Consider the following 26,929-nt stretch of genomic DNA (forward strand, 5'->3'; position numbering starts at 1 on the left):
ACTTCATTCGAAAAACGCAAGACCGCGGGCGTATCGGCGACCGTCTCGGGCTCGCCATACGTGCGCCGTGAACGCCGGGCGCGGGCTTGCACCACGCGCCGCGACGTCGCGCGCCTGCCTGGTAAGTTGATGACGAACCTGCATCACCCTGTGCGGAAATATCGTTTGCCGCACGGCGACCGGCCGCCCACAATCGGGGCCACGTCGAGGTGCGATCTGCACCCGGCGCGCTGACGGCCGCCGACGCGCGGCCGCACGGCGAACGAAGGCGATGCGCGCCGCCCGCGCGATCCGCGCGGACGCACCGCCGCGTCGCATCGACAACAAAATTCCGGAGACAGCGCCCAGCGCCCGCCATGCACTCAGATGCCCGCCCCGATTCGTCCCGTCCGCCCGGCTCGCGCGCCGCGAAGCCGGCCCTCCACCGCCGCCTGCAGGCGCGCCATCTGCGGATGATCGCGATCGGCGGCTCGATCGGCACGGGCCTGTTCGTCGCGTCCGGCGCGTCGATCTCGCAGGCCGGCCCCGGCGGCGCGATGTTCGCCTACATGGTGATCGGGCTGATGGTGTATTTCCTGATGACGAGCCTCGGCGAAATGGCCGCATTCATGCCGGTGTCGGGCTCGTTCGCGACCTACGGCGCGAAGTTCGTCGACGAAGGCTTCGGCTTCGCGCTGGGGTGGAACTACTGGTACAGCTGGGCCGTCACGCTCGCCGTCGAACTGGTCGCCGCGCAGCTCGTGATGCACTACTGGTTCCCGCACGTACCGGGTGTCTGGTGGAGCGCGCTCTTTCTGACGCTGATCTTCGCGCTCAACGCACTGTCGGTGCGCGGCTTCGGCGAGGCCGAATACTGGTTCGCGCTGATCAAGGTGCTGACCGTGATCGCGTTTCTCGGGGTCGGTCTGCTGATGATCTTCGGGATCATGAAGGGCGGCCCGAGCGCGGGCCTCGCGAACTTCACGATCGGCGACGCGCCGTTCGTCGGCGGCCTGCCGGCGATGATGGGCGTCGCGATGATCGCCGGCTTTTCGTTTCAGGGCACCGAAATGATCGGCGTCGCAGCCGGCGAATCGGAAAACCCGCGCACGACGATCCCGCGTGCGGTCAGCCAGATCTTCTGGCGCATCCTGCTGTTCTACGTGCTCGCGATCTTCGTGATCGGCGTGCTGATTCCGTACACCGACCCGAGCCTGCTGAAGACCGACGTGACCGACATCGGCGTGAGCCCGTTCACGCTCGTGTTCCGTCACGCGGGCCTCGCATTCGCGGCCGGCGTGATGAACGCGGTGATTCTGACGGCAGTGCTGTCGGCCGGCAACTCGGGCATGTACGCGTCGACGCGCATGCTGTACAACCTCGCGACCGAAGGCCGCGCACCGAAGCTGTTCGCGAAGCTGTCGGCAGGCGGCGTGCCGCGCAATGCGCTGTACGCGACGACGGCGGTCGGCGCGCTGTGTTTTCTCACCTCGCTGTATGGCGACAAGACCGTGTACATGTGGCTGCTCAACACGTCCGGGATGGCGGGCTTCATCACATGGCTCGGGATTGCGGTCAGCCACTACCGTTTCCGCAAGGGACTGCTCAAACAGGGTTACCGTCTCGATCAGCTGCCGTACCGGTCGAAGTGGTTCCCGTTCGGGCCGATCTTCGCGTTCGCGCTGTGCGCGATCGTCGCGCTGGGGCAGGACTACCAGGCGTTCTTCGCGGCGCGGATCGACTGGGTCGCCGTCTCCGCGACCTATATCGGGCTGCCGTTCTTCTTCGCGATCTGGATCGGCTACGCGCTGGTGCGCAAATGCCGGCTGGTCCGCTACGAGGACATGGACATCGCACCGTGGATCGAGCGCAACGCGACACCCGAGCCGGCCCCCGACACCTCGGCCGGCTACGCCGCCTACGTCGCGCGGCCCGCGAACCCGACGTCCGGCGCATAAGTGCGCCGCCGCGCCACGCGCCGACGCTGCGCGCGGCCGGCGCCACCCCAACACCATTCGACGCGGCGCGCGCGTTCAGGCAAGATCGACGCGCGCCGCCCGTTTTTTCGACGTCACGACTTGCCGAATCGCATGCAGAACTTCTACGAAGCCACCGTTACCCGCCCGCCGTATCCGCAACTGAGCGGCACGCTCGACACGCAGGTCTGCATCGTCGGCGGCGGCCTTGCCGGCCTGTGCACGGCGCTCGGCCTCGTCGAGCGCGGTGTGCGCGATGTGATCGTGCTCGACGGCGAGCGCGTCGGCTTCGGCGCCTCGGGCCGCAACGGCGGCTTCGTGTTCGGCGGTTACAGCCTCGACAACGCGGACCTGCTGCGCACGCTCGGCCGCGACGAAGCGCGCCGCCTGTACCGGTTGACGGTCGACGCGGTCGACCTGATCCGCGCGCGGATCGCGCGCTACGGGATCGACTGCGACATCGTCGATCGCGGCGTGATGCTCGCGAACTGGTTCGACGATCCGTCGCGGCTCGACGGCGTGCGCACGCTGATGAAGCGCGAATTCGACGTCGACTGGGAACCGGTGACGCGCGACGCGTTGCGCGCGCAACTGCATACCGCGCGCTACCACGGCGGTCTGTTCGAGCCGAACGCCTTCCACTTCCATCCGCTGAAGTACGTGCTCGGCGTCGCGGCGGCCGCCGCACGCGGCGGCGCGCGCATCTACGAACGCTCGGCCGCGCTCGGCATCGCGCGCGAAGGCGCGGGCTACGTCGTGCGCACGGCGCACGGCAGCGTGCGCGCGAAGGACGTCGTGTTCGCGGGCGGCGGCTACGCGCGCGGCGTGTCGCCGCGCATCGAGCGCGCGGTGCTGCCGATCGCAACCTACGTGATCGCCACCGAGCCGCTCGGCGAACGGCTGAAGGACGCGATCGACGCGCCGTATGCGATCTACGACACGCGCTTCGCATTCGACTACTACCGGCCGCTGAAGGACACGCGGATCCTGTGGGGCGGCCGCATCTCGGTGCTCGACCGTGGCCCCGACGCGATCGCGCGGCTGCTGCGCCGCGACCTGCTGCGCGTGTATCCGCAGCTCGCGGACGTCAAGGTCGATTACGCCTGGGGCGGACTGATGAGCTATGCGCGGCACAAGATGCCGCAGATCGGCCGCGACGCCGACGGCGTCTGGCATGCGATCGCGTTCGGCGGCCACGGGATGGCGCCGACCACGGTGGCCGGCGAAACGCTCGCCGCTGCGCTGGCCGAAGACCGGCCGGTGCCGGACGGCTTTCGCGCCTTCGGCCTCACGCGCACGTTCGGGCTCGCAGGGCTCGCGGCCGCGCAGCTGACCTACACCGCGTACCAGGCGCGCGACGCGCTCGCCGCGTACCGCCGGTGAGCGTCGCGGGCCGCGCTGGCGCGCCCGGAACGGCGCCGGAAAGCGAGCCGGCGCTCGAGGAATCGTCGATTTTCCGCATGCTAGAATGCCCGTTCCACGCCGCCGCGAAGCCAGAACAACCGCACATGAAAGCAGGAAGCAAGGCCGCCACGTCCGACAACCGCGCGCTTCCGTCCGATGCACGGCGCAAATACGATCCCGAGCAAACCAAGCGCAACATCCTCGACGTCGCCACGCAGGAATTCTCCGCGATGGGGCTCGCCGGTGCGCGTGTCGACGCGATCGCCGAGCGCACGAACACGACGAAGCGGATGCTGTACTACTACTTCGACAGCAAGGAAGGCCTGTACGAGGCCGTGCTCGAAAAGGTGTACGGCGACATCCGCGCGCTCGAGCAGGAACTGCACGTCGGCGACATGGAACCGCGCGAAGGGATGCGCCGCCTCGTCGAATTCACGTTCGACTATCACGACAAGCATCGCGACTTCGTTCGCCTCGTATCGATCGAAAACATCCACGGCGCGAAGTATCTCGAACAGCTGAAGTCGTTCAAGAACCGCAACGTCAGCATCATCAAGACGCTCGAGGAACTGCTCGAGCGCGGCGCGGCGAGCGGCGCGTTTCGCAAGGACATCGACGCGTTCGACCTGCATCTGCTGATCAGCTCGTTCTGCTTCCATCGCGTCTCGAACCGCTACACGTTCGGCGCCGCGTTCGGTCGCGATCCGTCGGCGCCGCGGCTGCGCACGCGCCATCGCGACACGATCGCCGAAGCCGTGCTGCGCTACATCGCCGCGTAACGCAGACGTTCGCGGTCGCTCGTTTCCGTTTCCGCGCTCGCATCGGCCGGCGCGGGCGACGCCAGTGCGCACCGCGCCTTCTCCTCCGGGCTCCCCGCCACGAAATACTTGCGCGCCCAGCGTGCATCGGGCGCGAGCGCGAGCCGCGCATGCGCGCCCGTGCTGCCCTGCTTCGCCTCGATCGCGAGCGCCCGCGCCCGGTAGTGTTCGTAGAGCCGCAGGAATTCCGCGAGATAGGTGCCGGCGATCCGCGCGTCGCGAATCTCGAGCAGGTTCTCGTCGTTGTACTGCTCGGAGTTGCGGCTCATGTTCGCCGAGCCCGTATAGACGATCGGATTCTCGCCTTCCGCATCGATCACGATGAACTTGTGATGGATCACGACGGGCGGATAGGCCGGTGCCGGTTCGCCCGGAAATAGCCGCAGTTCCGGCTCGAAACCCTGCGGCACCGTCGCGGGCGAGAAATACGCGGCGTCGATCACGTCGCGATGGTCGCGCCGGCGATGGTACAGCTCGAGGTTTGCGAGCGTCGCGGCGTCGAGCGACTGCCCCGCCTGCTGCGCCGCGTCGGCCTTCGTCGCGCTGCCCGCGCTGATCCGGTTCACGAGTCCGAACATCATCAGCCCGCGATCGCCGGCTGCAAAGCATGCGTCGCGCAGCGCCGCGTCGGTCGGCATGAACAGGCAGAACGACACCGAATGCTTCGCGGCCGCGATCGCGGCGACGATCGTGTCGATCTCGGTGCGCCGGCCCGCCGGCTCCGGCGAAAACGCGACGCGCACCTGCGCGCCGCCGATCGTCACCGGCGCCGACCAGCCCGACGACAGGCGCGCCGTCTCCGCAATCGACGGATTCGCGGCCAGCGCCCGCGCACGCTCTTCGTACAGCGCGGCCAGCTCCGGGGAGTCGAACGCGTGCAGCACGTTCGCCTGCTCGGTGAGCCCTTCCGTCGTGAAGTTCGCGGACCCTGTCAGTACGCGCGCGGGCGCGACGCCCGCGCCGGTGTTCGTCACGATGAACTTGTCGTGCATGATGTGCGTCCTGTCGCGCGGCGCGAGCGTCGCGAGGCCCTGCAGCGCGTCGACGGCCGGCTGGTTCGGCGACGGCAGCGGCCGCTTGCCCTTGCGGGTCGTCACGTGCGCGTCGTAGACGATCGCGAGCGACGCCTCGCCGTGCGCCCGCCCGAACGCTTCGAAGGCGGGCAGCGCCCACAGCGTGTCCGTCAGGTGATAGACGGCCGACACCGCGCGCGAGGCCGGATCGAGCATCTCGGCGAACACCTGCTCCATGTCGTTCGCGAGCCAGGTACGCAGCTTCAGCGCCTGCGCGTCGCTCGGCGCTGCGTCCGGCGCGAGGCCGAGCGCCGCGACCTGCCTGGCGAACGCCTGCGAACTGACCACCGCGCGGTTGAACCAGGTGCCGATCCCGTCCTCGATGTGCGCGGGCAGCACGATGCGGCACACGCCGGCCTGCGCGTCGAGCAGTTGCAGACGCTCGGGCGTGCCGACGACCGGATACACGTCATAGCGAAACGCCGCCCCGCGATCCTGCGGATCGATGCGCGCGTCCCACCACATGAATTTCTGGATCGGCGCCTGGTCGGTCGGCGCGTCGCCCTGCGTATCGGCGGCCGGGCCGTCGAACGTCAGCCGGTTCGGCAGCCAGCTGGCCGACGCACGCCTGCTGCCGTCCGCCGACCGGAAGCCCGGCGTGCGCCGGATCGCGAAGCCGAGGAAGTCGGCACGCGACTGCGCGTCGGGCCAGTCGAACGCCAGCAGGACGAGAGTGGGCGACAGATAGCTGCGTACGCGCACGGACATTCGTTGCTCCCTGGCCCGCGGCCGGGCCGATTCAATGGAGAAATCGCGACTGTTCCCGTCTTCGCCGGTACGGGCGGCGCGTCAGCGCGCTGCGGCCAGGGCGGACGCAGCCAGCCGCGGCCGCGCAGGTACCGCACGCAATCGGCGAGAACCGGTGTCGAGTGTCCGTGTCGATGTTTCCGTCGGAATGACGGTTCGATGAAGCTTCTGTGTCGTGCGCGCGTCAGCCGCAGAGCACGAGTTCGATGCCGCGTGCGGTCAGCGCGCGACGTACGGCGCGGTCGGGCGCGCGCTCGGTCACCAGATAGCGCGCGGCCGACGTGCCGTTGATGCGCACCGGCGTCACGCGGCCGAACTTCGAATGATCGGCGACGATGATCGCGGTGCCGGCGGCCGCGATCATCCGGCTGCGCACCTCGGCCGCGAGCCGCGAGTAGTCGGTGCAGTCACCGTCGGCCGTGATGCCGCCCGCGCCGACGAACGCGAAATCGACGTGGTATTGCGCAAGCTGCTGGATCGTGTCGAGGCCGAACGTCGCGTCCTCGTCGTCGGACAGCTCGCCGCCGAGCAGCGTCACGCGATTGCCGTTGCGCCGCGCGAGTACGAGCGCGGTGCGCCAGTCGTTCGTGTAGACCGACAGCCGATGCCGGTCGGCGAGCGCGAGCGCGACCGCGTGCGGCGTACTGCCGGAGTCGATCAGCACCGATGCGCCGTCCGGCACGAACTCGGCCGCACGCCGGCCGATCGTGCGCTTCGCGTCGGCGTTCGCCGCCTCGCGCTCGGACAGGCTCGGCTCGCGCCGGTCGGCCGCCAGCGCGCCGCCGTGCGTCATCACGAGCAAGCCGCGCGCGGCGAGCGCGTTCAGATCGCGCCGCACGGTCTCGCGCGACACGTCGAGCGAGCGCACGAGTTCCGCGACCGACAGCGCGCCCGATCGACCGAGTTCCGACAGGATGTACTGATGACGTTGTTCCGCGAGCATCGCGCGTTGCGCCCGAGGCGACAGGTAATGGGATGGCCGGCCATTGTATTACGGCCGTTTGACTGCGATTTGACGACGGCGCGCAGGCCGCGACGGGCATCGGCGAAATGCGAAATGGTGTATTGCCTGCCGCGCGCGAATCGGCGCGGCGCGCGTTGCTACACTCTGCGCTTCGCCCAATCACCGACCAGCCAGGGGACTCGCGCAATGTATCGCAAAGGCAGTGTGCTCGAAATCCAGTTTTCGCCCGAACGTCTGAACGACGGCGCCGGCGATCCGTACTGGATCGATCTGACGCTCGACGAAGCGCGGCGCTTGTACGAGCAGCTCGCCGCACGTTTCGCATCCGACGCGCGCGCGAACCAGCCGCTCGACACGTTCTCGCTCGACTGATCGCGGCGCCGTCCGGCCGCCGGCCTGTGTGCTGCGGCACGCGCAGGCCGGCGGCCGCGCGCGAGTGCAGGATTCGACAAGACGCGCGCGCCGCGTCGACCGATACTGGCCGACTTCCCGATTTCGTCCGGCCGCGCGTCCGCGGCCCGTCACGCATGCTCACGTCGCTCGTCGCCGCGTTGTTCGTCGCGCTCTGGTCCACCGGCTTCATCGTCGCCCGGGCGATCAAGCCGTATGCCGATCCCAACCTGTTCCTGCTCGCGCGCTTCGCCGGCACCGCCGCGCTGTTCGCGGTCGTCGCGCTCGCGGCCCGCGCGCCGTGGCCCGCACGCCGCGAATGGCCGCGTCATCTGATCGCGGGCGCGCTCCTGCAAGGCGTTTATCTCGGCGCAAGCTACTGGGCCGTCGCGCAGGGGCTCAACGCCGGCGTGATGGCGCTGCTCGGCGCGTTGCAGCCGCTCGCGACCGCCGTGCTCGCGGTGCCGCTCTTCAACGAGCGGTTGCCGGCGCGCGGCTGGCTCGGGATGGCGCTGGGGCTCGTCGGCGTCGCGCTCGTGCTCGCGCCGAAGGTGTCGGGCGGCGTCGCCGCCGCGTCGCCGGGCGCGGCGCCGGCGTGGCTCGTCGTCGGCGTGTCGGTGCTGTCGGTCGGCGCAATCACGGCCGGATCGCTTTACCAGAAGGGCAAGCTCGCACAAAGCGATCTGCGCACGGCGGTCGCCGTGCAGAATCTCGGCGCGGCGCTCGTCGCGGCCGTGTTCGTCGTGCTGCTGCACGAATCGCGATGGATCGGCGCGCCGGCGCTGTGGGTGTCGCTCGTCTGGGGCGTCGTCTTGCTGTCGGGCGGCGCGGTCACGATGCTGATGTGGATGCTGCGGCGCGGCAACGCGGCGCGCGCGACGTCGCTCCTGTTCCTCGCACCGCCGCTCGCCGCGCTGCAGGGTTATCTGCTGTTCGACGAGACGCTCGCGGCGATCCAGCTCGCCGGGTTTGTGCTTGCGCTGGCGGGTGTCGTGCTTGCGCGCCAGCGTTGAGGCGGGTGGCATTGGGCTGGCGGCTGGCGCCTTGCCTCTCCTGTCCTGCGTCTCGCGTCCCGTGCCGTAGGTACCGTGCCCCGCGCGTCCCGTGCCTGGCCTTTCGCGCCTCGCCTTTCGCGTCTTGCGTCTTGCGTCTTGCGTCTTGCGTCTTGCGTCTGGTGGCTCACGGCTCGCGACTCACGGCTTGCGCCTCGCGCCTCGCGGCTCCCCCCGGCGGCTTGCACCTCATGCCGTGCGTCCCGCATCCCACACCGCGAACGTCACGTATCGCATGCGCAACGCCCCCCGCACGATCGCACCCGGCGCGCGGCAGGGCACGGCGATTGCGCTTATGATGAGCGCCTTGCATTTCGTTCCGGAACTTTCCCCATGACAGCCGCCGATTACGCCAGCCGCCAACGCGCGATCATCGCCGAACTGAACGTTGCACCACACTTCGATGCCGACGCCGAAATCGCGCGTCGCGTCGATTTCCTCGCGCAATATCTGCGCTCGACCGGCCTGCGGACCTATGTGCTCGGCATCAGCGGCGGCGTCGATTCGTCGACGGCCGGCCGCCTCGCGCAGCTCGCGGTCGAACGCCTGCGCGGCGAGGGCTACGATGCGCGCTTCATCGCGATGCGTCTGCCGAACGGCGTACAGAACGACGAGGCCGACGCACAGCGCGCGCTCGCGTTCGTGCGCGCGGACGAAGTGCTGACCGTCGACGTGAAGCCCGCCGCCGACGCGATGCTGAAGTCGCTGATCGCCTCCGGCCACGCGTTCGACACGCCGGCGCAGCAGGATTTCGTGCACGGCAACATCAAGGCGCGCGAGCGGATGATCGCGCAATACGCGGTGGCCGGCGCGCGCCGCGGCATCGTGATCGGCACCGATCACGCGGCCGAATCGCTGATGGGCTTCTTCACGAAGTTCGGCGACGGCGGCGCGGACATCCTGCCGCTCGCCGGCCTGAACAAGCGTCGCGTACGCGCGGTCGCGCGTGCGCTCGGCGCCGAAGACGCGGTCGTGATGAAGGTGCCGACCGCCGATCTGGAAGAGCTGCGTCCGCTGCGTCCGGACGAGCACGCGTACGGCGTCACGTACGACGAGATCGACGATTTCCTCGAAGGCAAGCCGGTCGAAGACCGCGTGTACGAAACGGTCCTGCGCTTCTACGACGGCTCGCGCCACAAGCGCGCGCTGCCGTACACGCCGTTCGACTGGCCGGGCCTCGGTATCGCCTCGAACGCCGGCCACTGCGGCTGACGCGGCCGGGGCCCACCGATACCGGCCACCGGCCGCGCGCGACACCGTTGCGCACGCGGCCGGGCAAGCGGGCACGACGCTACGCGTGCCCGCCCGTCTTCTTCGCCTGCAGCGCGCGGATCCGCATCCGTGCGCCCGTATCGGCGACCGTCGCGTCGTACATCGTCGCAAGATCGCGCTTCAGCGCAGTGCGCGAACCGGCGTCGAGATACACCATGTGTCCCGACGGATAGAAGCGCGCGGACAGGTTCTGCCGCACCTTCTGATCCTCGAGCGGCATCTGCTGCAGGTCGATCACGGTCTGATAGAACGGCGTGACGAAGTCGTACAAGCCGTTCGCGGACAGCACCTTGAGATCGACGTTCAGCGCCATCACCGCCGCGAGATCGCCGGCCGTGTAGAGAATCAGGTTCCCCTTCGCATCGATGCCCTGCTGCTCGCCGGTCGGATCGATGTGGCTGAAGTCCCAGTTGCGGAACGCCTGGTCGTTCAGGTCAGTGAACGCCGAATTCGACGTGAACTTCAGCTGCTCGTTCAGATAGCTGTTCCACATCGCCGTGTAGACGCCCGTCACGGCCGTCATGGTCGGATCGTTGCCGCCCGAGTTCGGATCGATCTTGCCCGCGATGCCGGTCGAGATCGCGGTCACGCGGCCGTCGTACGCACCGAGCGCGAGCCCGCGCGCGTGCAGCAGCGTCGTCAGGAACAGCGAATTGCCGCGCGCGTCGTAACCGGCGATGTCGAGGTTCCAGGATTTGAGCGTGTCGGTATCGATGCCCGTGTAGTCCGACAGCTTCTTCACGACCGCCGGGTCCGCATGCGGGCGCTTGCGCAGCGCGTTCAGATAATCGGTACGCGCGAACTGCGCGACTTCCTCGACGAACGCGCCGAGATCGGCCGGCGCCGGCGTGATGCCGAGCCGCTTGTGATACCACGCGTCGGCCGCCGCGGTCGGCAGCGTGCCGACCGGATTGCCGGCCTGCCGATAGTCGAGAATCGACGACTGCAGCGTGATGCCGTTCAGATCGACGCCGTCCTCGTGCAGCTTGTACGCGAGCACGCAGCTGCGCGCCGTGCCGTACGACTCGCCGAACAGGTATTTCGGCGAATTCCAGCGATTGTTCTTCGTCAGATAGCGCTTGATGAATTGCTTGAGCGAATCGGCGTCCTGGTCGACGCCCCAGAAATCGCGGTTCTTGTTCGGCGCCACCGCCGCCGAATAACCGGTGCCGACCGGGTTGATGAACACGAGGTCGCTGTGGTCAATGAGGCTGTCCGGGTTGTCCTCGATCTGGTACGGCGCGGGCGGCGTGAAGCCCGGCATCGCCGTCTTGATCCGCTTCGGCGCGAACGAGCCGAGCAGCACGAACACCGACGACGAACCGGGCCCGCCGTTGTAGAAGAACGTGACGGGCCGCGTTTCCTCCTTCGCGTTGTCGGCAGTGAAGGCGACGTAGAAGATCTTCGCGGCCGGCTGCGAACTGCTCGGATCGACCGTCACGAGGTGGCCGACCGTCGCCGTATACGCGATGCGCCGGCCGCCGATCAGGATCGTGTGATGCGTGATCGCGGCCGCTTCGGTCGTGTCGGTGACCGAGTCGTCGGGGCCGTTGCCGTACGCGACCGGATCAAAGAACGGCTGGTCGCGCCCGTGGCTCAGCGCGACCGGGTCGACGCTCGGCGGCACGCCGTGCGAATTGTGGTCGCCATGATGCAGCGGATACACGCCGCCGGAGGATGCGGAATCGATGCCCATCGTGCTGCTCCTGGAAGTAAGAAAAGACGCGGGAAACCCCGCGTCGAACGAAAAGCCGTGTGTCGCGCGCGTCAGCTCGACGGCTTGCGCGCGAGGATCGCCGCGAGCTTCGCGCCGTCGGGGCTGCCGAGCCCGGTGCAGGCGTCCCAGCCGGCGGCCGCCGCGAACGTGCCGTTCGATCCTTTCGTGATGTCGCGCAGCGCGTCCGGATGCCGGTACAGCTTCGGGTTGATCCAGCCGGCCGACGTGCCGGCCGCTGCGTTGATCCGCGCGATCAGCGCGGCCCACAGCGGCGCGACCGCGCTCGTACCGCCCATCACGGCCGGCGTGCCGGCGACGGAGACCTCGTAGCCCGTCTGCGGCGACGCATCGCCCGCGACGTCGGGCACGCCGCGCTTCGCGAGCGGCGCGCGGCTGCCGTCCGCGCGCGTTAGCGAGAGCCCGTGCTGCCACGCCGGCAGATCGAACAGCGTGCTGACACCGCCACCGCCCGCGCCGCCGCCGGACGCCTCGTCGTTCCACGCGACTTCGCTGCGGATGCCCTGCCCCGGCAGCGCGTCGAGCTGCGTGCCGCCGCAGCCGAGCACGTACGGGCTCGATGCGGGGAAGTCGACGTGATCGGCGCCGTCCTGCAGCCCGTCGCCCGAGCCGCTGTCGCCGGACGCCGCGCAGACGGTGATGCCCTGCGCGGCTGCCGCCTGCAGCACGCGGTTGAACGCCTGCGCGGATTGCGCCTGCCAGATCGCCTCCGGGCCGCCCCAACTGATCGAGATCACCGACGGCTTGTTCTTCGTGTCGTTGACGGCCGCGTTGACGGCCTGGATGAAGCCCGCATCGCTGTTCGGCGCGAAGTAGACGGCGATTTTCGCGGCGGGCGCGATCGCGCCGGCGATCTCGATGTCGAGCGCGACTTCGCCGTCCGGGCCGTTCGGATCGCCGGTCGGCGTGTTGCGGCCGGTGCCGACGTTCACGTCGACGAGCGTCGGCGGCGTCTTGATGCCGAGCCCGCTGAAGTACCGCGCGATGTCCGCGGCGCGGTAGCCGCCGCCGAGCTCGACGATCGCGATGCACTGGCCAGCGCCGTCGCCGGCCGGAAACCCGTACAGCGACGCGAGCTGCGGCGGCGTGAACGTGACGCTCGCCGCGCCGCGCGCCGGCTTGAACGGCGGGCGCAGCCGGAAGTGCGGCCGCGCCTGCGGGCGGCTGTCGAGGCCGAGCACGGCCGTGACCGCATCGCCGAGCTCGTCCGGCAGCGCGATCGGCCCCGAGCGGCCGCGATACTGCCCGATCGCGTGATGCTCGAAACGCTCGAGCGTGACGCCGAACGCGGTTTCGAATTGCTTGATGGTGCCCGACAGCACGACGACGCTTTCGGCCGGATCGACGCGATCGACCGTCAGCTGATGACGGCGCGCGAAGTCCTCGGTTTTGCGGATGTCGTCGGGGCTTGCCGAGAAGCGCTGCGCGAATGCGTCGCGCGACAGCGGTTTGGCTTGCGGATCGCCGCTGGCGAGCCGCTGGAGCAGCGTGTCGAGTTGCCCTTCTTCCTGCCGCCGCAACATGATCGTGACGTGGATGCGTTCTGCCGGATCGCACGGGCCGAGACACTTGGAGTCGGCGACGATTCGGGGTTCGCGGTCGGCGTGAAGATGCCTTGCCATGTTCAGACCCTCCTTTGTACCGCGTTGCACGGAACAGCCAGGAAATCGGACATGGCCGACGGAAGACGGTTCCGTGTGGTCAGTCGGGTTCGCAGTCGCGCGAAGTCACAGGAAGTGTAGAACAGTCGGATGATTTGCGCGCGGCGCGCGGCGTGCGGCGCGCAGCGCGCGGCAGGCGCGGGGCGGCCGCGCGCTGCCGCACGCGCTCAGTCCATCGACAGCCGCAGCGCGAAGCCGAGCAGTGCGGCAGAGAACGTCCAGCGCTGCACCGTCTGCGCGAGCGGATGCGCACGCATCCATGCGGCGATCCGCGACGCGCCGAACACGCAGGCGAGATCGAAGCAGACGCCGGCCGCGACCAGCAGCGCGCCGAGCGCGAACATCTGCCAGACGACCGGCCCGGCCTCCGGCCGCACGAACTGCGGCAGCAGCACCGAGCAGAACAGCAGCGCCTTCGGATTCAGCAGGTTGGTCAGCAGCCCTTTCACGAACGACTGACGCAGTTCGCCGGCCGCGGCCGCGTCGCCGTTGCCGATGTCGAATACCGGCGAGCGGAACACCTGGATCGCGACGTAGCCGAGATAGAGCGCACCGCCGTAGCGGATCGCTTCGTAGAGCCACGGCGCGCTGCGGATCAGCGCCGCGACGCCGCACGCGGACAGCGTCACGTGCGCGCTACGCGACAGCGACAGGCCGGCCGCGGCCGCGATGCCGGGCCGGACGCCGCGGCCGATGCTGGTCTGCAGCACGAGCGCCATGTCGGGCCCCGGCACGGCGTAGATCGCCGCGAGCGCGGCGAGATAAATGAACAGCAAATGCGTGGAAATCATCGTCTTCCCCCGTCCCTCAACGGCGATAGTTTGCCGCTGGCGGATGAGGGTTTATTGGCCGTCTTCTGCCCCGCACTCGCATTTGATAGCGGAATCCGCCACAATTTGCGCATTCGAACAGGATTTCCGCCAAGATGACCGAACTCGACAAAACCGACCGCGCGATCCTCGCCGCGGTGCAACGCGACGGGCGCCTGTCGATCGCGCGGCTGGCCGACAGCGTCGGCCTGTCCGAGACGCCGTGTGCGCGGCGGCTGAAGCGGCTGGAAAACGACGGCTACATCGAGCGCTACCGTGCGCAGCTGTCGCGCAAGGCGCTCGGCTTCGGCGTCGTCTCCTTCGTGCTCGTGCGCTTCGCGACGCACGACCGCAAGGTCGCCGACCGCTTCGAGCGCGAGGTGCTCGGCATCGAGCGGATTCTGTCGTGCCACAACGTCGCGGGCACGGCCGACTATCTGTTGCAGATCGTTGCGCGCGATCTCGACGACTACGGCACGTTCCTGCGCGACTCGCTGCGGATGCTGCCGGGCGTCACGTCGATCGAATCGGCGCTGTCGCTGCGCGAGGTCAAACACGACGCGGGGCTGCCGGTGCCTTGATCGCGCGGGCGGCGAAGCCGCGAACGCCAAATCGAAGCCACGCGCGGCGCGCGGCGGGGAATGGTGTCAGGCCGGCGTATCCGGCGTGTGGTGCGCGCGCTCGAGGTCCTCGAGAAACGCTTCGACGAGCGGATTGCCGCGCCCGCTGCGCGCGACGACCATGTGAAACGTGACGTCGTAACGCAGCCGCTCCGGATCGAGCGGCGCGAGCAGCCCTTGGGCGACGTACGGCGCCGCGAAATGCTGCGGCAGATAGCCGAGGTGATGGCCCGACAGGATCAGCAGCGCGACGGCCTCCATGTTGTCGGCGGTCGCCGTCACGCGGTCGGGGGTCGTCGACATCTGCGCTTCCGGCAGCGGGTACGAGCGCCAGGCCCACTCGAATCCGGCGACGTCCTCGGGCGTCAGCGTGCCCGCGCGCGCGAACAGCGGATGGCCGCGGCCGCAATACGCGACCTGCCGCTCGACGAACAGCGGCGTGTATTCGAGCGACGGCACGCGATGCCAGAAATAGCCGACCGCGATCTGGATCTCGTCGCTCAGCAGCTTCTCCTCGAGATCGCCCGGCGCGCGCACCGAGATCGAGAAGCGCACGGCCTCGTCGCGCGTACGGAACGCGGCGATCGCCTCGGCGATCCGCGCGTTCTGGCTCACCGGCGTATGGCCGATCAGCCCGATATTGAGCGTGCCGACCAGCTGGCGATCCATATGCCGCGCGGCCATGCCGAATTCGTCGAGCGCTGCGAGCAGCTTGCGGCTCATCGCGTGGAACCGCTCGCCCTTCGGCGTGAGCCGGAAGCCGCTGCGGCCGCGCTCGCAAAGCCGATAGCCGAGCCGCGTCTCGAGCGACGACAGCTGCGCGCTGATCGTCGACTGGCCGACGTTCAGCACCGCCTGCGCCGCCGATACGCCACCCGCGTCCGTCACCGCGAGAAACACGCGGATCAGCCGCAGATCGAGGGTCGACAGATTCCCCAGCACGCTATTCCCCTTCCATGCATCGATGAAGATCGATGTTTACGTCGATATCTTCGCATTCTTCTTTAAGGCCGGAACGCGTACAACTGTGCGCCGAGCCGCGTCGAATGATACGGCAACCCCACATTGGAAGAGCGCCCCATGAACGACCACACCCATTTCCAGCCGCTCGGCGGCAATGAAATGCCGCGCTGCGGCGGCATCGCGACGATGATGCGCCTGCCGCACGTGGCGAGCGCCGCCGGCCTCGACGCCTGCTTCGTCGGCGTGCCGTTCGATCTCGGCACGTCGAACCGCACCGGCGCACGCTTCGGCCCGCGCCAGATCCGTACCGAATCCGTGCTGCTGCGCCCGTACAACATGGCGACGCGCGCCGCGCCGTTCGATTCGCTGCAGATCGCCGACATCGGCGACGTCGCGATCAATCCGTACAACCTGCACGATTCGATCGCGCGCATCGAAGCCGCGTACGACGCGATCCTCGAGCACGACTGCAAGCCGATCACGCTCGGCGGCGATCACACGATCGCGCTGCCGATCCTGCGCGCGATCCACCGCAAGCACGGCAAGGTCGCATTGATCCACGTCGATGCGCACGCCGACGTGAACGATACGATGATGGGCGAAAAGATCGCGCACGGCACGCCGTTTCGCCGCGCGGTCGAGGAAGGCCTGCTGCACGGCGACAAGGTCACGCAGATCGGCCTGCGCGGCACCGGCTACGCAGCCGAAGACTTCGACTGGTGCCGCGAGCAGGGTTTCCGCGTCGTTCAGGCGGAAGAATGCTGGAACAAGTCGCTCGCGCCGCTGATGGACGAAGTGCGCGAGCGCGTCGGCGACACGCCGGTCTACATCAGCTTCGACATCGACGGCATCGATCCCGCCTACGCACCGGGCACCGGCACGCCGGAAATCGCGGGCCTCACGGTGCCGCAGGCACTCGAGATCATCCGCGGCGCGCGCGGGCTGAACATCGTCGGCTGCGATCTCGTCGAAGTCGCGCCGCCGTACGACCCGTTCGGCACGACGGCATTGCTCGGCGCGAACCTCGCATACGAGCTGCTGTGCGTGCTGCCGGGCGTCGCGTACCGCGACTGACGCGCGCCGCGACCATTCCCAATCAGAGGATTCAAGAGGAGCCAGAAAAAGATGGAGACTTCCGTCAAGCAACCGAAGCGGGCGGCGCTTGCGTCGTTCGTCGGCACGACGATCGAGTGGTACGACTTCTACAGCTATGCGACCGCCGCCGCCATCGTGTTCGGCCCGCTGTTCTTTCCCGGCGAGAACCGCTTCGTGAGCTTGCTCGCGTCGTTCGGCTCGTTCGCGGTGGGCTTTTTCGCGCGGCCGTTCGGCGGCGTGCTGTTCGGCTATCTCGGCGACCGCTTCGGCCGCAAGCGCTCGCTGCTCGCGACGCTGATGCTGATGGCCGTGTCGACGGTCGCGATCGGCCTGCTGCCCACCTATGCGACGGCCGGCATGCTCGCGCCGATCCTGCTCGTGCTGATGCGCGTGCTGCAAGGGATCGCGGTCGGCGGCGAATGGGGCGGCGCGGTGCTGCTCGCCGGCGAACATGCGCCGGCAGGCAAGCGCACGTTCTTCGCCTCGTTCGCGCAGCTCGGCAGCGCGAGCGGCCTGATCCTGTCGATGCTCGCGTTCGGCGCGATCAGCACACTGCCGAAGGAAGACCTGATGAGCTGGGGCTGGCGCCTGCCGTTCCTCGCGAGCGCGGTGCTGCTCGCCGTCGGCTTCGTGATTCGCGCAAGCGTGTCCGAATCGCCGGAGTTCGAGGAGGTGCGCAAGAGCGGCGACACCGCGCGCAATCCGGTGCGCGAGGCGCTGAAGTACTGGCCGCTGCTGCTGCTCGCGATCGGTGCGAACGTATACGGGATCGCCGGCGTGTACTTCAGCAACATCTTCATGATCAGCTATGCGACGCAGTTCCTGTCGCTGGACCGCTCGATGGTGCTGCATTGCATGACGATCGTGGCCGTGCTGCAGTTCGTCGTGCAGCTCGCGGCCGCGTTCTTCGCGCAGCGCTTCGGAACGACGCGCGTGCTGCTGATCACCGGCGCGTGGGCCGCGATCGTGCCGTTCGTGATGCTGCCGCTCGTGCATGTCGGCACGCCGCTGTCGATCACGGTCGGCGTCGGCCTCGCGACGCTCGCGGAATCCGGCTACTACTCGGTCGTCGCGGGCTTCGTGAGCGGCATCTTCGTCGCACGGATCCGCTACACGGCGATCTCGATCGCCTATCAGGTGTGCGGCGCACTCGCCGGCGGCCTGACGCCGCTCGTCGCGACGATCATCGCGCAGAACACCGCGCCGCAGTGGTGGCCGCTCGCGATTCAGTACACGAGTGCCGCAGTGCTGTCGTCGCTGTGCGTGTGGCTGATCTCGCGCCGCGTCAGCATCGACGATGCGGGATCTTCCGCGAAGGATGTCGATGCGCTGCCGCGCGCTGGCGCGCACACCGCCGCGCATACCGCGTAAGCGTCGCACTTCGCCGGGCAGACCTCGGCGCCTGCCCGGCGCGCCGCGCGCGGCGACGTTACCGCTGCTGCGCGCGCAGCGTCTTCGCGGCCGCCACCATGTTGGCCAGCGCCGGAATCACTTCCTCCCACCGGCGCGTCTTCAACCCGCAATCCGGGTTCACCCACAGACGGTCGGCCGGGATCCGCTCGGCCGCCTTCTTCATCAGCGCGACGATGTGGTCCTGTGTCGGAATGTTCGGCGAATGAATGTCGTACACGCCGGGCCCGATCTCGTTCGGATACCTGAAGCTGTCGAACGCGTCGAGCAGTTCCATGTCGGAGCGCGACGTTTCGATCGTGATCACGTCGGCGTCCATGTCGGCGATCGACGCGATGATGTCGTTGAACTCCGAATAGCACATGTGCGTGTGGATCTGCGTGTCGTCGCGCACGCCGTTCGCGGCGAGCCGGAACGACTCGACCGCCCATTGCAGATACGCACTCCATTGCGAACGGCGCAGCGGCAGCCCTTCGCGCAACGCGGCCTCGTCGATCTGGATCACGCGTACGCCGGCCTTCTCGAGATCGAGCACTTCGTCGCGGATCGCGAGCGCGAGCTGACGGCAGGACACCGAGCGCGGCTGGTCGTCGCGCACGAACGACCAGTTCAGGATCGTCACGGGACCCGTCAGCATGCCCTTCATCGGCTTGTGCGTCAGCGACTGCGCATACGCGATCCATTCGACCGTCATCGCCTTCGGGCGGCTGATGTCGCCGAACAGGATCGGCGGCTTGACGCAGCGCGAACCGTACGACTGCACCCAGCCGAACCGGCTGAACGCGAATCCGTCGAGCTGCTCGCCGAAATATTCGACCATGTCGTTGCGCTCGGCTTCGCCGTGCACGAGCACGTCGAGTTCGAGCGACTCCTGCTCGCGCACGCTGCGCTCGATCTCGGCACGCATCGCCGCGCGATAGCCGGCTTCGTCGAGCGTGCCCGCCTTGAAGCGGCTGCGCGCGTGCCGGATCTCCGCGGTCTGCGGGAACGAGCCGATCGTCGTCGTCGGGAATGCCGGCAGATTCAGTTGCGCGGCTTGCTTCGCCGCGCGCTGCGGATACGGGCTCGCGCGATCGCCGAGACGTGCATCGATACGCGCAATCGCGTCCTTCACGGCCGCGTTGTGCACGCGCGGCGAGCGGCGGCGCGAGTCGATCGCGGCGGCATTCGCGGCAAGCGCGTCGGCAACCTTGTCGCGCCCTTCGTTCAGCGCGGTCGCGAGCACCTTCAGCTCGTCGAGCTTCTGCAATGCGAAGGCGAGCCACGAACGGATGTCGGCATCGAGCCGGTCCTCGCTCGCGAGGTCGACCGGCACGTGCAGCAGCGAGCACGACGGCGCGAGCCACAGCCGGTCGCCGAGTTCCTTCGCAAGCGGTTCGAGCCAGTCGAGCGTCGCGTTCAGATCTGTCTTCCAGATATTGCGGCCGTTGATCGCGCCGACCGACAGCACGCGGTCCGCCGGCAGTTCGCGCACGACTGCGGCGATCTCGTCGCGCGCGTTGATCGCATCGACATGCAGGCCGTCGACCGGTAGCGACGCCGCAAGCGTCAGGTTGTCCTGCAACTCGCCGAAGTAGGTCGCGAGCAGCAGCTTGATGCGGCGCGTCTCGAGCGCCGCATAGGCGGTGCGCAGTGCGTGCCGCCATTCGGCATCGAGTTCGGTGACGAGAATCGGCTCGTCGACCTGCACCCACTCGACGCCTTGCGCAGTCAGCGTATCGAGCAGCGCGCCGTATACGGGCAGCAGTTTCGGCAGCAGCGCGAGCCGGTCGGAATCGTCCTTCGACTTGCCGAGCCACAGATAGGTGACGGGGCCGAGAATCACGGGCTTCGCGGTCACGCCCGCCGCGCGCGCCTCCGCGAGATGCTGAAGCAGCCGCGACGGATCGAGCGAGAAGTTCGTATCGGCGTGGAACTCCGGGACGATGTAGTGATAGTTCGTGTCGAACCACTTCGTCATCTCGCCGGCCGCGACGCCGCCGCAGCACGCGGCGTGCGCGTCGGCGGACTGCGCGGAACGGCCGCGCGCCACGCGGAAGTAATTGTCGAGCGGATCGCCGGGAAAATCCCGCACGCGCTTCGGCAGATTGCCAAGCGTGAAGCTCATGTCGAGCACCTGATCGTAGAACGCGAAATCGCCGATCGGCACGAGATCGAGCCCGCGCTGATCGTTCCAGTGCTGCCGACGCAGCGCCGCGCCGAGCGCCGTCAGTTCGTCGCGCGACGATTCGCCGTTCCAGTAGCGTTCGAGACCGAACTTGAGTTCGCGCTTCGCGCCGATGCGTGGAAAACCGAGGTTGTGTGTCGTGACCATGGAGCTGCCGTTCTGAAGGAATGATGGATCGGCAGCCATGATAGGGATTTCAACACATGAAATAAAATGGCATTATTTCATTCATCCATCAAAACTGTTCATGTATCCGGTTCGCCGGCGCACGTCATGCTCGAACGTTTTCATCTCGTCGTCATTCGCGAAGTCGAACGGCAGGGCTCGCTGACAGCCGCCGCCAACGCGCTGCATCTGACGCAATCGGCCTTGAGCCATACCGTCAAGAAGCTTGAGCAGCAGCTCGGCACGCCGATCTGGGACCGCGAAGGCCGCGGGCTGCGGCTCACGCAGGGCGGCCAGTATCTGCTGCGGCTCGCGCATCGGCTGCTGCCGCAGTTCGAGTTCGCCGAGGAACGGATGAAGCAGTACGCGAAAGGTGAGCGCGGCACGCTGCGCATCGGGATGGAATGCCACCCGTGCTATCAGTGGCTGCTGAAGGTCGTGTCGCCGTACCTGTTGCGCTGGCCGGACGTCGACGTCGACGTGAAGCAACGCTTCCAGTTCGGCGGAATCGGCGCGCTGTTCAGCTACGACATCGACGTGCTCGTGACACCCGATCCGCTGAACAAACCGGGGCTGCGGTTCGATCCGGTATTCGACTACGAGCAGGTGCTGGTCGTCGCAGACGCGCACCGTTTCGCCCGCGCCGATTACGTGACGCCCGAACAACTCGTCGACGAAGTGCTGATCACGTACCCGGTCGAAACGGACCGGCTCGATATCTACAACCAGTTCCTGACGCCGGCCGGCATCGTGCCGAGACGGCACAAGTCGATCGAGACGACCGACATCATGCTGCAGATGGTCGCGAGCGGACGCGGCGTCGCCGCGCTGCCGAGATGGCTCGCCGACGAATATGCAGACCGGATGCCGGTCGTGCCGGTCAAGCTCGGCAAAAAAGGAATCGCGAAACAGATCTTTCTCGGCATCCGCGAAGCGGACGCGCAGATCGACTATCTCGCCGCGTTCGTCGCGCTCGCACGCGAATCGACGTGGCACGCGCCGCGCCTGTTGAGGTAAGCCGCGCACGGCGGCCGAGACCGCTGTCATCAAACTGACTGAATGGCGACGCTAGGATCGGACGGGACTCCTTCACGAGATGCCGCCATGAACCAGCCTGCTCCGTCCGCCGCCAATCAGGGCTCCGTCGAGCGCACCCGACAGATCGGCTATGCCGCCTTCCTGCTCGTCCTCGTCGGCGGCGGCGTCTACATCGCGACCCATTTGCTCGCCGATCTCGCGCCGGTTCGGGAGGGCTCGCTGTTCCCGTACCTGATGCTCGGTGCGGCGCTGCTGATCGCGCTCGGCTTCGAGTTCGTGAACGGCTTTCACGATACGGCGAACGCGGTCGCGACCGTGATCTACACGCACTCGCTGACGCCGAACGTCGCGGTGATCTGGTCCGGCATGTGGAACTTCCTCGGTGTGATGGTCTCGAGCGGTGCGGTCGCATTCGGAATCCTGCAGCTGCTGCCGGTCGAACTGATCCTGCAGGTCGGCAGCGGCGCCGGGTTCGCGATGGTGTTCGCGCTGCTGATCGCGGCGATCGTATGGAATCTCGCGACCTGGTATTTCGGACTCCCATCGTCGAGCTCGCATACGCTGATCGGCTCGATCATCGGCGTCGGGCTGATGAACCAGCTGATGCATGGCTCGTCCGGCACGAGCGGCGTCGATTGGGGACAGGCGCTCGGCGTCGGCAAATCGCTGCTGTTCTCGCCGATCGTCGGCTTTGTCTGCGCGGCGCTGCTGCTGCTTGCGCTGAAGGCCGTCGTGCGGATTCCCGAGCTCTACAGCGAGCCGCAGAAGGATCAGCCGCCGCCGTTCTGGATCCGCTGCCTGTTGATCCTGACCTGCACCGGCGTGTCGTTCGCGCACGGGTCGAACGACGGGCAAAAGGGCATGGGGCTGATCATGCTGATTCTGATCGGTACCGTGCCGACTGCGTATGCGCTGAACAAGGCCGTGACGCCGGCCGAGTCGCAGACGTTCGTCGCGGTCGCGAACCAGGCCGCCGCGACGCTCGGCAAATATGCGAACGGCGTCGCGCCCTCGGCGAATCCGCGCGCCGATGTCGAGCATTACGTGCAGCATCGCGAACTGACGCCCGCCGTGATTCCCGCCGTGCAGCAGCTTTCCCGGTCGCTGGCCGGCGCGGTCGGCTCGTCCGGCTCGATGGCGGCCGTCCCGCAGGGCGACGTCGACAACGTGCGCAACACGATGTACCTCGTGTCGGAGGCGATCCGGCTGATCGAGAAGTCCGGACAGCCGGCGTTCGCCGCTGACGACAAGCTCGCGATCGACAACTACCGCTCGCAACTCGACCACGCGACGAAGTTCATTCCGACCTGGGTGAAGGTCGCGGTCGCGATTGCGCTGGGGCTCGGCACGATGGTCGGCTGGAAGCGGATCGTCGTGACGGTCGGCGAAAAGATCGGCAAGCAGCGCCTGACGTACGGCCAGGGCGCGTCGGCCGAACTCGTCGCGATGCTGACGATTGGCGCCGCGGATGCGTACGGGCTCCCGGTCTCGACGACACACGTGCTGTCGTCCGGCGTGGCCGGCACGATGGCCGCGAACGGGTCGGGGCTGCAATGGGGGACGGTTCGTAGTCTCGTGCTCGCGTGGGCGCTGACGCTGCCGGCGTCGATTGTGCTGGCGGGGGCGCTGTATTGGGTGTTTCGGTCGCTGGCGTGAGGGTAGCGGTGGTCGGGGCGGGTTTGCCGAGGTCGAGCGCGGCTGTGAGGTGGTGACTGACCGGTTGATCGACGCTGTGCGTGGCGTGATGGCGATCGGGTGGCGGTCGCGATCGCGTCGCCGCGGGCGATGCCGCTCGCGGTGGCAGGCGCTGGCGATTCACTAACAATGGCGATCGCATCGGCGCCGATGCCCCGTCGGCAGTAGCGATCGCGTCGGCACTAGTGATCTGATGGCGATAGCGACCGCGTCGGCACGCCGTCGATCCGGCAGCAATAACGATCGGGGTGGCACCGGCAACCCGCTCGTCATGGCGATCGCGTTGGCACTAGCGAGTTGCCAGCGATCACGTCGGCGCCGTGGATTCGCCTACGATGGCGATCGCGCTTCGCACCGGTGGTTCGCCTGAACCGCGACCGGGTTGGCACTGGGGAGCCGCCAACGGTGTCGACCGCGTCGGCTGGCATCCGTGCTTTCCTAGCGTTCGCGTTAGCACTGGTGATTCACTAGCGGCGAAGATCCCGTTGGCACCGGCGACTTCTAGCGGCCTCGATGGCGTTCCACCCACGATTCACTAGCGGCGGCGGTCGCGCTAGCACTGGCGATTCACTGGCGGGGACGATTCCGTCGGGACTGGCGACCGCTGGCCACCTCGATCGATCGCACTGACGATTCACTAGCGGTGGCGATCGCGCTGGACACGCGATTCACCAGCGGCGACGATCCCACTGGCACTGGCGATTCACTGGCGGGGACGATCCCGTCGGGATTGGCGACCGCTGGCCACCTCGATCGCGTTCGCACCGGCGATTCACTAGTGGGACCATCCCACTGGCAGTGGCGATTCACTGGCGGGGACGATCCCGTCGGAACTGGCGACCGCTGGCCACCTCGGTCGCGTTAGCACCGGCGATGCACTAGCGGCGACCATCCCGCTGGCAGTGGCGATTCACTCGCGGCGATGATCCCACTGGCACTGGCGATTCACTAGCGGGGACGATCCCGTTGGGACTGGCGGCCGCTGGCTACCTCGCTCGCGTTCGCACCGGCGATTCACTAGCGGCGACGATCCCGTTGGTACCGGCGACCGCGGGCCACCTCGACCGCGTTCGCACCGGCGATTCACTGGCGCTGGCGATCGCGTTGGTACTGGCGACTCATTCGCAATGGCGTTGGCACCGTCGCTCCAGTAGCCGCAACGATCGCGTTCGCAAACTCGAGCCGCCAGCGATGCCGATCGCGTCGACACCGTCGATTCCCGGCGCGGGTGGCCGCCGTCGGGATGGCGGAACAGCCGGCCGGCGATACGTCGGCCCCACGTCGTCGCCCCGCTCCGCCTTCGTTCCCCACCGAATTGGCGCGCAAGATCCGGCACGCATCGACGCGCGCTCGCCTCTACACTGAAGCCATTCATGGGTCATCGCGGAAAGCAGCACGAACGTCGCTGCCCGAATGGCGTTGTCGCGTATCGGGTCGTGCCGACCCCATATCGCCGCGTATCGCAGTGTGCGCTCCCCGCGAGCCGCGACGCCGACCATCCCGCAACCGCAACGCCGCACCGCTGACGAACGGAGTACGTCTGTGAACATTGCCGATCTTCCCCGCACGGCCGAACCCGTCGACGTCGCAAGTCGCGTCGACGCGCTCGACTGGCACCTCATCGACACCGACCTGGACGGCTACGGCTGCGCGCACGTGCCGCGCCTGTTGTCGCCCGACGAATGCCGCGCGCTCGCGGCGCTCTATCCGGACGACACACGCTATCGGTCACGCGTCGTGATGGCGCGGCACGGATTCGGGCGAGGCGAATACAAGTATTTCGCGTATCCGCTACCGACACTCGTCGATGCGCTGCGCACCGCGCTGTATCGCCATCTCGCGCCGATCGCGAATCGCTGGAATCGTGCGCTCGGCATCGATACACGCTACCCCGCCGATCTGGCTGCGTTTCTCGCGCGCTGCCACGAGGCGGGACAGACGCGCCCGACACCATTGCTGCTCCAGTACGGTCCCGGTGACTACAACTGCCTGCATCAGGATCTATACGGCGAGCATGTGTTTCCGCTGCAGGTCGCGATTCTGCTGTCCGCGCCGGAGCGCGATTTTACCGGCGGCGAATTCGTGTTGACCGAGCAGCGACCGCGGATGCAGTCGCGCACAGAAGTGGTGCCGGTGGCGCAAGGCGATGCGGTGGTTTTCGCCGTGCATAGCAGGCCGGTGCAAGGCACGCGCGGCATTTATCGCGTGAACCTCCGTCATGGCGTGAGCCGGATCCGCAGCGGGCATCGGCACACGGTCGGCATCATTTTTCACGACGCGCAGTGACAGTCGCGCCACTGCGACTGCGACTGCGATATTCGCCGACGAGCGGAGGCGGCACACGCTTCGCCGCGCGGATGTACGTCATATCCGCGCGCCGCTCGCTTACCCGCGTGCGGCGCTTGCACGCAGCCGATCGCCCGCATCGCGTGCGAGCCGCGCGTAACCGGGCAACGTCAGCAACGCGAGCACACCGGCCGCGACGAAGGCCCATCGAAAATCCTCGAGCAGATAATGAACGCCGCCCGTATCGCCACGCAGCGAAGCCGCAACGCGCAGCGACAGCGCGCCGAGCGCGATGCCCATGCCGATCGTCATCTGCTGCGCGGCGCTCCATAGCGTGCTTGCCGCGCTCGTCTGCTGAGTGGGGATGTCGGCATACGCGAGCGTCGCCAGCGTCGTGAACTGCATCGATCGCGTCAGTCCGTAGACGAACACGACGAGCAGCGTGATCGCGAGCGGCGTCGACGCCGTGAGCCAGCCGCATGCGATCGTGCAGATGCCGACAATGGTCACGTCGACGAGCGCGACACGGCGGAAGCCGAACCGATCGAGGATCCACGACGTGCCGGCCTTCATGCCGAGATTGCCGAGTGCGCTCGCGAGCAGCAGCAGGCCCGACTGAAACGGCGATAGTCCGAAGCCAATCTGGAACAGCAGCGGGAGCAAATACGGCACCGCGTTGATCGCAATCCGCGTGATCGATCCGGTGATCACGGTGACCGAGAACGTCGGCACTTTCAGCGTCGTGAAATCCAGCAGCGGGTGTGCGCATCGCCGCGCATGAACCCACGCGGCAATGCCGAACAGCAGGCTGGCGCCGACGAGCATGCCGGCCTGCGCGAACCGCGCATTTTGCTGCCCGGCCGTTTCGGTACCGAGCAGTAGACAGGTCAAGGCGCCGCCGGCCAGGACGAACCCGATCCAGTCGAGCGGCCGCTGCTGCTCCGCGCGCGTGTTCCGGACGATGAGCCAGGTGCTGACGAGTGCGGCGATACCGAACGGCACGTTCAGCAGGAAGATCCAGCGCCACGATGCATAAGTCGTGATAAAGCCGCCGATCGGTGGTCCGACGACTGGCGCAACGATGCCCGGCCAGGTGATCGTCGCGATCGCGCGCATCAGCCGCGATTTCTCGGTGCTGCGCACGACGATCATTCGGCCGACCGGCACCATCATGGCTCCGCCGACGCCCTGCAACAGCCGCGCGGCCGTGAATGTCCCGACGCCGTTCGACAGACCGCAGAGTACGGAGGCGCCGGTAAAGACCACGATGGCGCTGCCGAACACCGTTCTCGAGCCGTAGCGGTCGGCGATCCAGCCGCTGATCGGGATGAAGACCGCGAGCGCGAGCATGTAGGCCGTCATACCGAGGCTGAGCGCATTCGGTCCGACGCCGAACGTGTGCGCCATTTGCGGTAGCGCGGTCGCGATCACGGTGGTGTCGAGATACTCCATGAAGAATGTCGCGGCGACGAGATACGGCAGGAAGTCGGTCGTCCGATCACCTGAGGCGGAACGAGCAGTCATGAACGGTGTAATAGACGGGGATGCAGAAACGCCGGCCGCCGTCGCTGACGGTTACAGCTGGAGCCGGCACGAATCGCGATATTACC

20 protein-coding genes are annotated in these 26,929 nt (G+C 67.7%); 12 read left to right on the forward strand and 8 right to left on the reverse strand.

Annotated features, from left to right (window positions below; genetic code table 11):
• Positions 1-356 precede the first annotated feature (356 nt).
• The 3 genes from NP80_RS11810 (at position 357) to NP80_RS11820 (ending at position 4,138) form a co-directional block, all read left to right on the forward strand.
• Complete coding sequence (locus NP80_RS11810) at positions 357-1,937, forward strand: amino acid permease (protein ID WP_035947016.1); 1,581 nt, start codon at positions 357-359, stop codon at positions 1,935-1,937.
• Between the two features lie 132 nt (positions 1,938-2,069).
• Positions 2,070-3,338: an NAD(P)/FAD-dependent oxidoreductase gene (locus NP80_RS11815; RefSeq protein ID WP_035947018.1), complete on the forward strand. Its 1,269-nt coding sequence runs from the start codon at positions 2,070-2,072 to the stop codon at positions 3,336-3,338.
• 125 nt (positions 3,339-3,463) lie between these two features.
• Entirely contained in the window at positions 3,464-4,138 is a 675-nt protein-coding gene (locus NP80_RS11820; RefSeq protein ID WP_012468043.1) for a TetR/AcrR family transcriptional regulator, read from the forward strand.
• Here NP80_RS11820 and NP80_RS11825 read toward each other — a convergent pair.
• On the reverse strand, positions 4,123-5,958 hold the full coding sequence (locus tag NP80_RS11825; protein ID WP_035947020.1) for a phospholipase D-like domain-containing protein: 1,836 nt from the start codon (positions 5,956-5,958) through the stop codon (positions 4,123-4,125). The genes NP80_RS11820 and NP80_RS11825 overlap by 16 nt on opposite strands.
• A 223-nt stretch (positions 5,959-6,181) precedes the next feature.
• Entirely contained in the window at positions 6,182-6,940 is a 759-nt protein-coding gene (locus tag NP80_RS11830) for a DeoR/GlpR family DNA-binding transcription regulator (protein WP_006405927.1), read from the reverse strand.
• A gap of 207 nt (positions 6,941-7,147) precedes the next feature.
• Here NP80_RS11830 and NP80_RS11835 point away from each other — a divergent pair, with 207 nt between their 5' ends.
• From NP80_RS11835 to nadE, 3 genes are all read left to right on the forward strand, one after another.
• Positions 7,148-7,333 carry a hypothetical protein gene (locus NP80_RS11835; RefSeq protein WP_006405926.1) on the forward strand — a complete coding sequence of 62 codons (186 nt, stop codon included), beginning with the start codon at positions 7,148-7,150 and terminating at the stop codon, positions 7,331-7,333.
• Between the two features lie 155 nt (positions 7,334-7,488).
• On the forward strand, positions 7,489-8,364 hold the full coding sequence (locus NP80_RS11840; RefSeq protein ID WP_045593474.1) for a DMT family transporter: 876 nt from the start codon (positions 7,489-7,491) through the stop codon (positions 8,362-8,364).
• 372 nt (positions 8,365-8,736) lie between these two features.
• Positions 8,737-9,615, forward strand: coding sequence for an ammonia-dependent NAD(+) synthetase (gene nadE, locus NP80_RS11845; protein WP_006405924.1), 879 nt, complete (start codon positions 8,737-8,739; stop codon positions 9,613-9,615).
• A gap of 79 nt (positions 9,616-9,694) precedes the next feature.
• On the opposite strand, the gene NP80_RS11850 is transcribed toward nadE, so the two are convergent.
• The 3 genes from NP80_RS11850 to NP80_RS11860 form a co-directional block, all read right to left on the reverse strand.
• The gene (locus NP80_RS11850; protein WP_006410336.1) at positions 9,695-11,371 is read right to left on the reverse strand and encodes a S10 family peptidase; all 1,677 of its coding nucleotides are present in this window, start codon (positions 11,369-11,371) and stop codon (positions 9,695-9,697) included.
• A 71-nt stretch (positions 11,372-11,442) separates the two neighbouring features.
• Entirely contained in the window at positions 11,443-13,032 is a 1,590-nt protein-coding gene (locus NP80_RS11855; RefSeq protein ID WP_006410334.1) for a S53 family peptidase, read from the reverse strand.
• Between the two features lie 206 nt (positions 13,033-13,238).
• Positions 13,239-13,862 (reverse strand): LysE family translocator, encoded by a 624-nt coding sequence (locus NP80_RS11860; RefSeq protein WP_006409255.1) that lies wholly within the window; start codon positions 13,860-13,862, stop codon positions 13,239-13,241.
• A 134-nt stretch (positions 13,863-13,996) separates the two neighbouring features.
• Between NP80_RS11860 and NP80_RS11865 the strand changes: the two genes are divergently transcribed.
• The gene (locus NP80_RS11865) at positions 13,997-14,461 is read left to right on the forward strand and encodes an Lrp/AsnC family transcriptional regulator (RefSeq protein WP_006409251.1); all 465 of its coding nucleotides are present in this window, start codon (positions 13,997-13,999) and stop codon (positions 14,459-14,461) included.
• A 66-nt stretch (positions 14,462-14,527) separates the two neighbouring features.
• Here the strand turns inward: NP80_RS11865 and NP80_RS11870 are convergent, their stop codons facing one another.
• Positions 14,528-15,442, reverse strand: a complete 915-nt coding sequence (locus tag NP80_RS11870) for a LysR family transcriptional regulator (RefSeq protein WP_006402851.1) — start codon at positions 15,440-15,442, stop codon at positions 14,528-14,530.
• Positions 15,443-15,580: 138 nt separating this feature from the next.
• On the opposite strand from NP80_RS11870, the gene speB reads away from it, so the two are divergent.
• Positions 15,581-16,537, forward strand: a complete 957-nt coding sequence (gene speB, locus NP80_RS11875) for an agmatinase (RefSeq protein ID WP_006409250.1) — start codon at positions 15,581-15,583, stop codon at positions 16,535-16,537.
• A 51-nt stretch (positions 16,538-16,588) separates the two neighbouring features.
• Positions 16,589-17,929, forward strand: a complete 1,341-nt coding sequence (locus NP80_RS11880) for an MFS transporter (RefSeq protein ID WP_006409253.1) — start codon at positions 16,589-16,591, stop codon at positions 17,927-17,929.
• A gap of 58 nt (positions 17,930-17,987) precedes the next feature.
• On the opposite strand, the gene metE is transcribed toward NP80_RS11880, so the two are convergent.
• Positions 17,988-20,282: a 5-methyltetrahydropteroyltriglutamate--homocysteine S-methyltransferase gene (gene metE, locus NP80_RS11885; protein WP_006409257.1), complete on the reverse strand. Its 2,295-nt coding sequence runs from the start codon at positions 20,280-20,282 to the stop codon at positions 17,988-17,990.
• Positions 20,283-20,408: 126 nt separating this feature from the next.
• Here metE and NP80_RS11890 point away from each other — a divergent pair, with 126 nt between their 5' ends.
• The 3 genes from NP80_RS11890 to NP80_RS11900 all read left to right on the forward strand — a co-directional run bounded on the left by NP80_RS11890 (position 20,409) and on the right by NP80_RS11900 (position 25,319).
• Positions 20,409-21,317 carry a LysR family transcriptional regulator gene (locus NP80_RS11890; RefSeq protein WP_035946045.1) on the forward strand — a complete coding sequence of 303 codons (909 nt, stop codon included), beginning with the start codon at positions 20,409-20,411 and terminating at the stop codon, positions 21,315-21,317.
• 87 nt (positions 21,318-21,404) lie between these two features.
• Positions 21,405-22,994 carry an inorganic phosphate transporter gene (locus tag NP80_RS11895; protein ID WP_006409254.1) on the forward strand — a complete coding sequence of 530 codons (1,590 nt, stop codon included), beginning with the start codon at positions 21,405-21,407 and terminating at the stop codon, positions 22,992-22,994.
• Positions 22,995-24,575: 1,581 nt separating this feature from the next.
• Positions 24,576-25,319: a 2OG-Fe(II) oxygenase gene (locus NP80_RS11900; RefSeq protein WP_006409252.1), complete on the forward strand. Its 744-nt coding sequence runs from the start codon at positions 24,576-24,578 to the stop codon at positions 25,317-25,319.
• 99 nt (positions 25,320-25,418) lie between these two features.
• Here NP80_RS11900 and NP80_RS11905 read toward each other — a convergent pair whose 3' ends face one another.
• A complete protein-coding gene (locus NP80_RS11905; protein WP_006405914.1) occupies positions 25,419-26,843 on the reverse strand; it encodes a DHA2 family efflux MFS transporter permease subunit in 1,425 nt (474 codons plus the stop codon).
• Between the last annotated feature and the right edge of the window lie 86 nt (positions 26,844-26,929).

The sequence above is a fragment of the Burkholderia multivorans ATCC BAA-247 genome, assembly GCF_000959525.1.
GTDB lineage: Bacteria > Pseudomonadota > Gammaproteobacteria > Burkholderiales > Burkholderiaceae > Burkholderia > Burkholderia multivorans.